Genomic DNA, 13,340 nt, shown 5'->3' on the forward strand with positions numbered 1-13,340 from the left:
TTGCGCGGCATTCTAAACAATCACAACATCACAATAACAATCGCTTAATAAGAACTAGGGATTTGGCATGGCTGGAAATTCAATAGGGCAACTGTTTCGTGTGACCACATTTGGTGAATCTCACGGCTTGGCTTTAGGTTGTATCATTGATGGCGTACCGCCGGGATTAGCGCTGACAGAAGCAGATTTACAAGGGGATTTAGATCGCCGTCGTCCCGGAACTTCGCGTTATACTACGGCTCGTCGTGAACCGGATCAGGTGAAAATTTTATCGGGTGTGTTTAATGGTATTACAACAGGTACCAGTATTGGTCTACTGATTGAAAATACCGATCAGCGCTCACAAGATTACAGTGCGATCAAAGATGTATTCAGACCGGGTCATGCAGATTACACCTACGAGCAAAAATATGGCCAGCGCGATTATCGTGGTGGTGGCCGTTCCTCGGCCCGTGAAACCGCGATGCGTGTTGCGGCAGGTGCGATTGCCAAAAAATACCTACATGAAAAACTGGGTATTGTTATTCGAGGCTGCTTAACCCAAATGGGGACAGTAGAGTGCGAAATCAAAGATTGGTCTATCGTTGAGGAAAATCCGTTCTTTTGCCCTGATCCAAGTAAGCTTGATGCATTAGATGAGCTATTGCGTGGCTTAAAGAAAGAAGGGGATTCTATCGGTGCAAAGGTAACCGTGGTGGCTGAAAATGTGCCTGCTGGGTTAGGTGAACCTGTATTTGATCGTTTAGATGCCGATCTTGCCCATGCATTGATGAGTATCAATGCAGTAAAAGGTGTAGAAATTGGTGATGGTTTTGGGGTTATTGGCCTTAAAGGCAGTGAAAATCGCGATGAAATTACTCGTGACGGCTTTAGCTCAAACCATGCTGGCGGTATTCTTGGTGGGATCAGCAGTAGTCAGCCAATCATTGCACATATCGCAATGAAACCGACATCGAGTATTACGGTAGCAGGTAAAACGTTAAACCGTGATGGTGAAGAAGTTGAAATGATCACTAAAGGTCGCCATGACCCATGCGTTGGTATTCGTGCCGTGCCAATTGCGGAAGCGATGATGGCGATTGTATTAATGGATCACTATTTGCGTCACCGTGGACAATGTGCAGATGTTGTTCCGACGATGAAGCCTTTTGCTTAATTATCATTATACTTGTCATACTCAAAATCGCCGCTTTTGCGTTGAGGTATGGTGACTATGCTGTTAGTGGCTCATTCATTTGTCGCCTAGCTGAGCGTAGTTAACAACCCTGCAACTTGAAGTATGACGAGTATAGAATTATTTAGAGTCTATACGGTGTATACTCTGATAACTCAAGGTGCTGCACTTGAAGGATTACAGTATAAAGGTTTGGATGATACCTGCTTAAACATATTCATCTAGGCAGTAATACTGAGTGATCATAGATCATAATGTATATTACATATTGCTAGCAATATTGTTATTTGGATTAAAAATGGATTGGTTGACCGCTGTTGCACCTGAAGTCTATTTGCTGCTGTTCTGTGTTGCGTTGTTTGCGGGATTTATTGATTCGCTTGCAGGTGGGGGCGGTTTATTAACCATACCTGCATTACTGTCTGTGGGGATCACGCCTGTCGAAGCGTTAGCCACCAACAAACTCCAAGCGGTGGGCGGTTCTTTTTCGTCTACGTTGTACTTTGTCAGGCGTAGAGCTATCAATTTACGCGAGCAAATATTTCCCTTCATTATGACAGTCATTGGCGCTATGGCTGGTGCTATTGTTATCCAAATGATTAATACTGACTTTCTGAAGCAGCTATTACCCATCATGGTGATTTGTGTCGGGCTGTATTTCTTGTTAACACCATCATTGGGCGCTCAAGACCGCCAACAGCGTATTAGTATTCCGATTTTTGGTGTGGCTATTGGGATGACAATCGGCTTCTATGACGGTGCTTTTGGACCAGGAACGGGATCATTTTTAGCACTAGGCTATGTTTTATTGTTAGGTTACAACCTTGCGAAAGCGACAGCCCATGCGAAATTACTTAATTTTGCATCAAATTCTGGATCTTTGATATTTTTTATTATCGGAGGTCATGTTTTATGGGCACTAGGCTTTGTTATGCTTGTTGGCCAAATGGTTGGCGCGAGATTGGGTGCTCGCTTAGTGCTGACTAAAGGACAAAAACTGATCCGACCGATGATAGTGATCATCTCTTTGTTAATGAGTATTAAATTGCTCCATGATAGTCATGGTGATGCAATCAAGGCTTGGGTTATTTCGTTATTTTAAAATGATTTGAATTTCATGACTAAACATCATTATCAGCAGTTGATAGATATTTTTGAAGAATGCTTCGGAGAAGAGTACAACACGAAATTAGTTAAAGGTGATGACGAGCCTGTTTATTTACCTGCGGATGAGCATACGCCATATCATCGTGTTGTTTTTGCTCATGGTTTCTTTACGAGTGCTTTGCATGAAATTTCTCACTGGTGTATTGCGGGAGAGGCTCGGCGCCAACAGGTTGATTATGGCTATTGGTATTGCCCTGATGGCCGTGATGAAAAAACACAAGGCGAGTTTGAGGTGGTTGAGGTTAAGCCTCAATCATTCGATTGGCTATTTTGTGTTGCCGCTGGGATCCCTTTTAATGTGAGTTGCGATAACTTAGAAGGGGATTTTGAGCCTGACCGTATCGCATTTCAACGCAAAGTTCATCGTCAAGTGATGGAATATTTAGCAAATGGTATTCCTGAAAGGCCATTACGCTTTGTGAAGGCGCTACAAACGTTTTACAATACCCCACCTCTTTGCGCAGAAGATTTTCCTTATCCGGAAGATATCTTCTCCTAATATACTCAAAATAATTTGAGGTGTGGCTAGGCGTATACACAAGTCGATGATTGGTGCAAATGAGCGCAGTTACCTTGTATTAACGTAAAGCTCTGCAACTTGAAGTATGATGAATATAGATACACTAACGACAGTAAGGATAAAGCATGCTTGCGGATTTTGAAACACGCATACTGACAAAAATTGATGATATGGTCGAACACGCAAGTGACGATGAATTATTTGCCGGTGGCTATTTGCGTGGGCATTTAACCCTTGCTGTAGCTGAACTTGAAGAAGAACAAGAAACTAGCGCAGATGCTCTCTATCAACGTGTAGAAGACAGTATTCAACAAGCGATTAAAGGTGGCGAGTTAACCCCTCCAGATCAAGTATTAGTACTAGGCATGTGGAAATCACTTTTAGATGAAGTGCGCTAAACACATCTAATTTTTTTAAATAAAGAAGCGGAAAAAACAGGCTTTTATTCGCTTCGTCAACACCCCCTATACTCTAAATAATTCGAGGTGCGGCTAGACAAGTAGTGAATGCGTTGTTAGATCACTAATGTGAGTGAACGCGATCACTATACCTTAACGAAAATTACCGCAACATGAGGTATGACGAGTATAGAGGGGGGCACCCTCTTTTTTATTATGAAGCAAAAAATGTTTTCAATTCGTAAAGCCGTTCCTTCTGATGCTGCAATCTTACCTACTATTGAACATTCAGCAGCACAAACATTTCGTGGTCACCCTGAATTAGGTTGGATTGCTGATGATGATGTGCAGTCAGAACAAGATCATCTTAATTATATAGCTCAAGAAATGGAGTGGGTGGCTGTCAATAATAACGATCAGCCAGTCGCTTTTATCAATATCGAACGATTGCAAGAGAGCCTTCATATCTGTGAAGTCTCGGTGTGTCAGTCTTGGCAGGGGAAAGGTGTCGGACGTCGATTGATCCAACAAGTAGTAGAGTTCGCATTACTGGAAGGGGTTCGTTCTGTCACGCTAACCACTTTCCGCGAGATTGCATGGAATGCACCTTACTACCAGCGATTAGGTTTTTCGATAGTAGAAGCGAGTGAATTAACTACTGACTTAGCATCTATATTGCAACAAGAAGTGAACGCAGGTTTTAACGTTGAACAACGATGTGCGATGCGTCTTAATATTATTAGATAGTTTAGATAGGTATTGATAATACACTCCATGGCTAGGCTATATTGAAGTAATATAGCCATCTTAGTCATATATAGACTATTTAAAATAAACAGTTTAGTTATTTCTGTTTTTAGGGGTTAGAATAGATGATTTTAATACTCAATTATTAGTATCTGGATAATGGCAATTATCAAGCATTTATTCTATTAAAATAATTAAACTATATTTAATTTTTTACAAGAGAACAACAGAGTAATATTGTTAATATATTTATTTTTATATCAATAATACAAACACAATAATAATATATTTAATAAGAATACTTATTTTTGATATATATCAAGTTTATTTTTGCGTATTAAATCTATCGAGTGATTTATCTAATCTGTACGCATATATGTTGTTATTTGTGTATGCTCTAGTTTTTTATTAGGGTAATTATGAAATAATCTAAATATCGTTATTAAATTCTTAATCTAGCAGAGACAAAATGTTATTTTGTCTCTTTTAACAATGAATGAAACTTATTCACTATTTAGTTTAGATTTCATTTAATTATTTTAAGAGAATAGACTTTCATTATCCTTTATTAGTCCAATAAAGACAGTCTAAAATAGACTTGTTCGTTCTTTTTTAGCCATTAGGCACATTAATTTAATTAATATAACTTATTATTAACATAATGTGAGTATTATCATGATAACTCCCTTGTATTTGTAATGATTATTACATTGAGATGATCGTTGAAGATGAATCTTGAATGATCTAAATAATATTGTTGATAATCGTTGTGCTTATTCTATTATATAGGTAGGTTAATATTACAAATGGGCTTATTTTATAAATAATAAGTTCACTGATTTATATATGACTATCTAGTGTGAGAAAGTTTATGGAAAATATACTGTCGGTTTTGGATGTTCCAAATACGGCCTTTATGCTGCTGTGTACAAGTTTAGTTATGTTAATGACTCCAGGACTGGCTTTTTTCTATGGCGGCCTAGTCTCTCGTAAAAGTGTTATTACCATAATGTCCCAAAGTTTCTTCTCTATGGGATGGGTGGCGATTATTTGGTTTGTTGTCGGTTATTCATTATCTTTTGGTCCATCAATTAATGGGATCATTGGTGATCCATTTTATTATGCGTTTTTAAATAACGTCAGTCCCCAAACCATGTATACAGGGAATGATGGCGGGTTACCAATACTGGTACATTTCAGTTATCAGATGATGTTTGCCATTATTACACCTGCATTAATAACAGGGGCTTTTGCAAATAGAGTTAACTTCCCTGCTTATCTGATCTTTTTGACCTTATGGACGTTATTTGTTTATTGCCCATTTGTTCATATGGTATGGAGTCCCGAGGGAATTTTTGCTAAGTGGGGCGTTGTTGACTTTGCTGGTGGGATTGTTGTGCATGCAACTGCAGGTTTTGCTGCGATAGCGTCGGCACTGTATGTCGGCAAACGTATGGTACCTTCAGATGGAACCCATAATATTCCTTATATTGCATTAGGTGCTGCTTTACTGTGGTTTGGTTGGTATGGCTTTAACGCGGGCTCCGAGTTGCAAGTAAATACAGTCACGGTGTCTGCATTTTTAACCACGGATATTGCAGCGGCTTTTGCAGCAGTCACTTGGTTTATTATTGAGCGTCTGCATACTGGTAAGCCAAAATTAGTTGGTTTCTTAACCGGTGCTGTTGCAGGTTTAGCGACAATCACGCCAGCTTCGGGTTATGTATCAATCGGCTCAGCGGCAATCATTGGTATTATTGCAAGTCTTGTTTGTTATTTCTTTGTTTTCTTAGTGAGACGTCATTTAGATGATGCACTGGATGTTTTTGGTGTGCACGGTGTAGGCGGGATCACAGGTTCTATTTTAGTTGGGGTATTTGCTTCCACAGTTTGGAACCCTAAAGGACCAGCAGGTTTACTTGAAGGCAATGGTATGCAAATTGTGAAGCAACTTGTTGCTGTTGTCTTTACTAGTGTATGGTCGTTCGTATTTACATTATTAATTCTATGGATCATTAATAAATTTACCCCAGTCAAAGTAAATCAACAGGCTGTTGGTGATGATTTAGATATCACTGAATTTGATGAAGATGCGTATAGAGAAAAATCTAACTAGTGTTTAGTCGAGTTTAGTCACTAAGCCACTTCGGTGGCTTAGTTTTTGATTAATCTATTATTAAATAACATTATTATAAAAATGAACGAAATAGAAAGAGGATAATATGAAAAAGAGATTAGCAACAGCAATCCAAGCCGCATGCTTAATGGGGCTATCTATGGGTGCTCTAGCCGATTCTACTTCACCAGAACATACTTTACGTCTGGCTATTGGTTCTGAACCAACAGAAGGTTTTGACCCTATGTTAGGCTGGAGTCATGGCAGCTATATGCTTCTTCATAGTCCGCTATTAAAACAGAATGCAGATTTGTCATGGCATAGTTATATGCTTGAGAAATATGAACATTCTGATGATGGTAAAATTTGGACGCTAACATTAAAGAAAGATTTAAAATTTTCTGATGGCTCACCATTAACAGCAAAAGATGTGGTTTTCACCTATAACAATGCCGCTGCAAGTGGTGGTAAAGTGGATATGGGGAACTTTGCTAACGCTGAAGCGATTGACCCATTAACCGTTAAGATTACATTATCATCACCACAAAGTACCTTTATTAACGTATTAGGTTCATTAGGTATTGTTTCTGCCGATAAGTACGATGCTAAAAAGTATGCACATAATCCGATTGGTGCAGGTCCATATCGTTTAGTTGAATTTCAACCGGGACAGCAACTGATCGTTGAACAAAACCCATACTATGCAGGCCCAAAAAACGACTTTAATAAGATGGTCTTCGTATTCCTTGATGAAGACTCGGCTTTCGCTGCGGCACAAAGTCGTCAACTTGATATCGTGCGCATCCCTGCGGCTATCGCAGCGAATGCAAAAGATGTCAAAGATATGAAATTGGTTGAACGTCATAGTGTAGAGAATAGAGGGATCTCTTTCCCTATTCCTCCAGCAGGTGAAAAAGATGCACAAGGCAATCCAATTGGTAATGATATCACCTCCGATGTGGCGGTGCGTAAAGCCATCAACTATGTGATTGACCGTAAATTGCTGTCTGAATCGGTACTTGAAGGATTTGCTATCCCTGCCTACACAGGGGTTGAAGGATTACCTTGGAATAACCCGAAATCATCGTTTAAAGATGGTGATGTAGAAAAAGCGAAAGCGATTTTAGAAGAGGCTGGTTGGAAATTAAATAAAGACGGCTTAAGAGAAAAAGACGGTAAAGTTGCTAAGCTGACTCTCTGGTATGCGAGCGGTGATACTACGCGTCGTGATTTAGCTCAAGCGGTAAGGGCAAGTTTGAAACCTATTGGTATTGAGATGGATCTGAAATCAGGAAGTTGGGAAACCGTTGAGCGTTACATGCATGCCAACCCAACATTGTTTGGTTGGGGTAGCCTCGACCCAATGGAACTGGTTCATAACTATAGCAGTAAGGCTGCGGGTGTTGGTTTTTACAACCCTGGTTATTATAAAAATCCAGCTATTGATGAAATCATCGAAGAGGCGTTGCGCCAGCCAGACCAAACAGCCGCAATTCCATTATGGCAACAAGTGGATTGGAATGGTCAAACAGGAACAGGTATCCAAGGTGATGCAGCTTGGGCGTGGTTGATGAATATTCAACACATTTATTTATTAGATAATTGTGTTGAATTAGGCAAAGGTGCACCTGAAATTCATGGTTCTTGGTCTGTACTGAATAACGTTGATGATTGGGCTTGGACCTGTAAATAATGCGTACAACAATAGGGCTTTTACTGCGATTTATTTGTTTGCTGTTGGTGACAGCGATAGGGGTTTTTATTCTCTTAAGCTATTCACCTATTGATCCGATAAAAGCTTATATTGGTAATGATTTAATGCATGTACCCCCTGAGCAGTATCCACTGATTGCTGCTCGTTGGGGGCTTGACCAGCCATTATGGATGCAGTTCTGGCGTTGGTTTTCGCAGCTATTACAAGGTGATATGGGCTATTCGATGCTCTATAACACACCTGTATCACAAGTCATAGCCGATAGGTTAGCGCCTTCATTAGCATTATTGATATCAGCGTGGTTATTTTCAGGGATTATTGGTTTTGCTTTGGGATTGGTTGCGGGACGTTACCTTAACCGGTGGCCAGATAGGGTGATTTCAACATTATCTTATCTATTAGCGTCGATCCCTGTGTTTTGGATAGGGTTATTATTACTGTCATTATTTGCTGTTTCGTTGCATTGGGCGCCAATTTGTTGTGCATGGCCAATCGGTTTAGACGAACAAACAGCGACATGGTCACAAAAAATCCATCATTTAGTACTGCCCGTGATTGCTCTAGGACTGCTAGGTGTTGGAAATATCGCCTTACACACGCGCTCTAAAGTGGCGGAAGTGATGAATAGCGAGTTCATTCACTATGCGAAAGCGCAGGGTGATAAAGGGTGGCCAATGATGAGTTTTCATATCTTAAAACATGCAATCACACCAGCGATGTGTTTGCAATTTGCTTCGGTGGGGGAATTACTCAGCGGCGCATTACTGGCTGAAAAGGTATTTGCTTACCCTGGTTTAGGGCAAGCGACAATTGATGCAGGGCTACGGGGGGATATTCCATTGCTCATGGGGATTGTGATGTTGTGTGCAGTGGTGATCTTTTTCAGCAATAGCCTTTCAGATTTGTTATTGAAAAAGATTAATCAGGGAGTGATTAGAGAGTCATGACCTATAACCCAAACCGAGCTTTACTGAAGTTAATAATTTCTTTAGTGTGTTTATGCGTGTTAGCCATTTATGCCTTGTGGCTTTCACAGACTGATGTCGAAGTGAATTTATTAGATCGCCGTCAAGCGCCCTCATTAGTTCATTTATTCGGTACTGATAGTTTAGGGCGTGATTTATGGGATCGCGTATTTCAAGGTTTAGCGACCAGTTTGCAGATTGGAACGACGGCAGCGGTATCGAGTGGTTTAATCGCAGTTGTGATGGCGGGTTTATCGTCATTTAGCAAAACGATGGATTATATCGTGCGTGGCATTATCGATTCATTATTAGCACTGCCACATTTGCTGTTGCTGATCTTGATTTGTTTTACTTTAGGGGGGGGAAAAGCGGGAGTCATTTGGGCGGTTGCATTAACTCACTGGCCAAAATTAACGCTTATCTTACGTTCTGAGTTATTGCGAGTACAACAAGCAGATTACATCATGTTATCGCGCCGCATTGGTAACAGTGCACTATATCGTTGCCGATATGATTATCTGCCGATGATTTTACCGCAGTGGATGGTTGGAACATTATTGATGTTTCCACATGCAATTTTACACAGCGCTGCATTGAGTTTTCTTGGTTTTGGCTTGTCACCACATGAGCCATCATTAGGCATTTTACTATCTGATGCGCTGCGTTATTTAAGTACAGGTGCTTGGTGGTTAGCGATGTTTCCAGGTCTTGCATTAGTTGGATTGGTACTGTTATTTGACCAGTTTGCCAAATCTGTCCAAAACTTATGGTTAAGGGGAGTATGATGTTAAGTTTTGATCATTTAACCGTAGATGTTGCACAGTTTCGTTGGCTTGGAAAAAAACGTTGGCAGCCATTATTGAATGATATTTCATTGGATGTTCGCCCAGGTGAGATGGTTGCGCTAGTGGGGGGCAGTGGTGAAGGTAAAAGCCTATTGTTACAAAGTGGCTTAGGTTTATTACCAGAGAATATGCGTTGTCATGGCAATATTGTCTTAAATGGTAATAAGCTAACTGAAAAAACCAAGCAGCAGTATCGTGGTAATTCTTTATGTTATATACCACAGGGTGTCAGTGCTCTAAACCCCTTAATTAGAATCGGCCCTCAACTCGAAAGGGCGGCCGTGTTAAGTGGGCAGCATATCAAAATGCACGATGTAGCACTGCATTTGCAGCAATATAACTTGCAATCCAGTGTGGTGAATAATTATCCAAATCAATTATCAGGTGGAATGGCAAAACGTGTTTTAGCCTGTAGTGCGACATTATCGCGTGCTGAATATATCTTAGCGGATGAGATTTCTTCTTGGTTGGATGATGAACATGCAATCCAGCTATTGGAACATATCAAGTCACTTTGCCAAGATGGAAAAGGTATTTTGTGGGTAACACATGATCTTGCGATGGCTGTACGTTTCGCTGACCGTATTGCACTTTTACGCAATGGGTCACTTGAAGAAGTATTAACGAGTGAAAAATTACAAAATGGTGGAGGGGGGAAATGGCTCCAATCTCTATGGCATTCTTTGCCTGAACACCAATTTATGAATTTTAAACAATAATCATTTTAGTATTTAAAAATAACAAACTTTTAACAAGGTATCATTAATAATATTGGTTATCTTATTTTGATTAGTCATTTGGTGAGTATTTATTGGTGAGATAAGGTGACTTTAATATTAATGATTATTTTTTAAATGCAACGAACTTGTTATTTGGTTTTTACAAGGATTTATAGCGCAAAGGATTGTTTATATTTGTCATACTTTGAATTTTAGGGGGGACTATACTCAGCTAGCCGGATCATATGGTTTATTTATGCTCCGTCTATTTTCGTGTGTTGTCGACCTTATCTCGAATTATTTTGAGTATGGCTATTTAACGCGTGTAATAAATATTTATCTGTATTGATAAATACAAACTTTTATCAATCGAGGAGGCGTTATGCAATTAACCCCAAGGGAAATTGAAAAATTGATGGTTTATACACTCGCAGACGTTGCACAAAAACGTCGTGACCGTGGTGTGAAATTAAACTACCCAGAAGCGGTTGCCATTATTACGGTTACTGCTTTAGAAGGTGCACGTGATGGTAAAACCGTTGAAGATGTGATGAAAGAAGCTGCTGCTGTCTTAACGAAAAAAGATGTTATGGATGGTGTGTGGGATTTAATTCCAAACGTACAAGTTGAAGCTATTTTTACTGATGGCACACGTCTGGTTACTGTGCATAATCCGATAAAATAAGCTGATGACGAGGTGAGCATATGAGCAACGCGAAAACAGATACAAAAGCACCTACACCTTTAGGCGGGGTTATTTTAGCGGATACCCCAATTGAATTTAATGTAGGCAAACCTGAAACGAAATTAAAAGTGCGAAATACCGGTGACCGTCCGGTACAAATAGGCTCTCACTTTCATTTTTTTGAAGTTAACCATGCGTTAGAATTTGATCGTGCTGCGGCTTATGGTAAGCGTTTAAATATTGCGTCTACTACTGCAATACGTTTTGAACCAGGCGATGAAATTGAAGTATCACTTATCCCTTTCGGTGGAAAACAAACTGTTTATGGATTTAATAACCTCGTTGATGGTTGGGCAGGGAATAACGTCGCAACAACAGAGCGTCCAGCAAAAGCGATTGCATTAAATGAAGCGATTGCTCGCGGTTATAAACATAAAGAACAGTAATTGTGTTGTTTATCGATAATGATAAATAGCTATGTACCTTATAAACTATAAAGGTAAATAAAATGCCACAAATTTCTAGACAAGAATATAGCGGCCTATTTGGCCCAACAGTCGGCGATAAAATTCGTTTAGGTGATACAGATCTGTATATTGAAATCGAGAAAGACTTACGCGGATATGGCGAAGAGTCTGTCTATGGTGGAGGTAAATCTTTGCGTGATGGTATGGGCGCAAATAACACCTTTACCAGCGATAACGGGGTTCTTGATCTCGTTATTACCAACGTCACTATTGTTGATGCACGTTTAGGTGTGATCAAAGCCGACGTAGGGATTAAAAACGGTAAAATTGTTGGGGTTGGTAAAAGTGGTAACCCGAATGTTCAGGACAATATCACCCCTGGAATGGTGGTGGGTGTAGCCACAGATGCTATCTCAGGTGAACACTTAATTTTAACCGCTGCGGGTATCGATACTCACATTCATTTAATTTCACCTCAGCAGGCTTATGCTGCGTTATCAAACGGTGTAACGACTTTCTTTGGTGGTGGTATTGGGCCAACTGATGGTACCAACGGCACCACAGTAACCGCAGGTCCATGGAACATGCGTGCCATGCTGCGTGCCATTGAAGGCTTGCCAATCAACGTTGGTATTTTGGGTAAAGGTAACTCATATACCCGTGAACCATTAATTGAGCAATTAGTTGCTGGCGCGGCAGGCTTAAAAGTACACGAAGACTGGGGCGCAACAGGCAACGCAATTCGTCACGCACTGCGTATCGCTGATGAGTTTGATGTGCAAATTTCTGTGCATACAGACAGCCTCAACGAGGGTGGCTATGTAGAAGATACTATCGAAGCGTTCGAAGGCCGTACTATCCACACCTATCACACAGAAGGTGCTGGTGGTGGTCACGCACCAGATATTATTAAAGTTGTTAGCCAGCCAAACGTGCTGCCAAGTTCAACTAACCCAACACTTCCTTTTGGTATTAATAGCCAATCAGAATTGTTCGATATGATCATGGTTTGCCACAACTTAAACCCAAATATACCATCAGACGTTTCGTTTGCTGAAAGTCGTGTGCGTCCAGAAACTATCGCAGCGGAAAACGTATTGCATGATATGGGGGCAATCTCGATGTTCTCTAGTGACTCACAGGCGATGGGTCGTGTTGGTGAGAACTGGTTGAGGATCATTCAAACCGCGAATGCAATGAAAGCTTCACGTGGAAAACTGCCTGAAGATGCACCGGGTAATGATAACTTCCGCGTTTTACGTTATGTTGCAAAAATCACAATTAACCCAGCGATTGCACAAGGCGTGAGTCACATCTTAGGTTCAATCGAAGTTGGTAAAATGGCTGACTTGGTGTTGTGGGATCCAAAAATGTTTGGTGCTAAACCAAAACTGGTGATTAAAGGTGGCTTGATTAACTGGGCGGCAATGGGCGATCCAAATGCGTCACTGCCAACACCACAACCAGTATTCTATCGTCCAATGTTTGGCGCTATGGGTAAAACAGTTAATGACACTTGTGTCACATTTGTTTCCCAAGCAGCATTAGATGATGGCGTTAAAGAAAAAGCTGGTTTAGAGCGCCAAGTTGTGGCGGTGAACAACTGCCGTGCGATTGGTAAGCGTGATTTAGTTCGTAATGGTGAAACTCCGAATATTGAAGTTGACCCTGAAACTTTTGCTGTAAAAGTGAATGGCGAACATGCTACTTGCCAACCGATTAGTGAAGCAGCCATGAACCAACGTTATTTCTTTGGTTAATACTGTGACACAACCAGTAATTTGATTGTTTTATTTTCTGCCTGCCTTCAAGCAGGCAGAATT

13 protein-coding genes are annotated in these 13,340 nt (G+C 40.5%); all 13 read left to right on the forward strand.

From position 1 onward, the window contains the following. Positions 1-67: 67 nt before the first annotated feature. The 13 genes from aroC to JI723_RS07785 all read left to right on the forward strand — a co-directional run bounded on the left by aroC (position 68) and on the right by JI723_RS07785 (position 13,277). A complete protein-coding gene (aroC, locus tag JI723_RS07725) occupies positions 68-1,156 on the forward strand; it encodes a chorismate synthase (RefSeq protein ID WP_070929170.1) in 1,089 nt (362 codons plus the stop codon). A gap of 316 nt (positions 1,157-1,472) precedes the next feature. Further along, complete coding sequence (locus JI723_RS07730) at positions 1,473-2,276, forward strand: TSUP family transporter (RefSeq protein ID WP_140178704.1); 804 nt, start codon at positions 1,473-1,475, stop codon at positions 2,274-2,276. 15 nt (positions 2,277-2,291) lie between these two features. Then, positions 2,292-2,840, forward strand: a complete 549-nt coding sequence (locus tag JI723_RS07735) for an elongation factor P hydroxylase (protein ID WP_070929172.1) — start codon at positions 2,292-2,294, stop codon at positions 2,838-2,840. 146 nt (positions 2,841-2,986) lie between these two features. Then, positions 2,987-3,259 (forward strand): YfcL family protein, encoded by a 273-nt coding sequence (locus JI723_RS07740; RefSeq protein ID WP_070929173.1) that lies wholly within the window; start codon positions 2,987-2,989, stop codon positions 3,257-3,259. A 228-nt stretch (positions 3,260-3,487) separates the two neighbouring features. Continuing rightward, entirely contained in the window at positions 3,488-4,006 is a 519-nt protein-coding gene (locus JI723_RS07745; protein WP_272579912.1) for a GNAT family N-acetyltransferase, read from the forward strand. Between the two features lie 871 nt (positions 4,007-4,877). Next, positions 4,878-6,122: an ammonium transporter gene (locus tag JI723_RS07750; RefSeq protein ID WP_272579913.1), complete on the forward strand. Its 1,245-nt coding sequence runs from the start codon at positions 4,878-4,880 to the stop codon at positions 6,120-6,122. 106 nt (positions 6,123-6,228) lie between these two features. After that, a complete protein-coding gene (locus JI723_RS07755) occupies positions 6,229-7,815 on the forward strand; it encodes an ABC transporter substrate-binding protein (RefSeq protein ID WP_070929175.1) in 1,587 nt (528 codons plus the stop codon). Beyond that, positions 7,815-8,783 carry an ABC transporter permease gene (locus JI723_RS07760; protein ID WP_070929176.1) on the forward strand — a complete coding sequence of 323 codons (969 nt, stop codon included), beginning with the start codon at positions 7,815-7,817 and terminating at the stop codon, positions 8,781-8,783. Before JI723_RS07755 ends, JI723_RS07760 begins: the two co-directional genes overlap by 1 nt. Continuing rightward, positions 8,780-9,586, forward strand: coding sequence for an ABC transporter permease (locus JI723_RS07765; protein ID WP_070929177.1), 807 nt, complete (start codon positions 8,780-8,782; stop codon positions 9,584-9,586). Before JI723_RS07760 ends, JI723_RS07765 begins: the two co-directional genes overlap by 4 nt. Then, on the forward strand, positions 9,586-10,365 hold the full coding sequence (locus JI723_RS07770; RefSeq protein ID WP_272579960.1) for an ATP-binding cassette domain-containing protein: 780 nt from the start codon (positions 9,586-9,588) through the stop codon (positions 10,363-10,365). The genes JI723_RS07765 and JI723_RS07770 overlap by 1 nt, the downstream gene beginning before the upstream one ends. 382 nt (positions 10,366-10,747) lie before the next feature. Beyond that, entirely contained in the window at positions 10,748-11,050 is a 303-nt protein-coding gene (locus JI723_RS07775) for an urease subunit gamma (protein WP_070929178.1), read from the forward strand. A 20-nt stretch (positions 11,051-11,070) separates the two neighbouring features. Beyond that, positions 11,071-11,496: an urease subunit beta gene (locus tag JI723_RS07780; RefSeq protein WP_070929179.1), complete on the forward strand. Its 426-nt coding sequence runs from the start codon at positions 11,071-11,073 to the stop codon at positions 11,494-11,496. 62 nt (positions 11,497-11,558) lie between these two features. Further along, positions 11,559-13,277 carry an urease subunit alpha gene (locus JI723_RS07785; protein WP_140178700.1) on the forward strand — a complete coding sequence of 573 codons (1,719 nt, stop codon included), beginning with the start codon at positions 11,559-11,561 and terminating at the stop codon, positions 13,275-13,277. Positions 13,278-13,340: the final 63 nt, after the last annotated feature.

The organism is Providencia manganoxydans, from assembly GCF_016618195.1.
In the GTDB taxonomy this organism is placed as follows: Bacteria; Pseudomonadota; Gammaproteobacteria; order Enterobacterales; family Enterobacteriaceae; genus Providencia; species Providencia manganoxydans.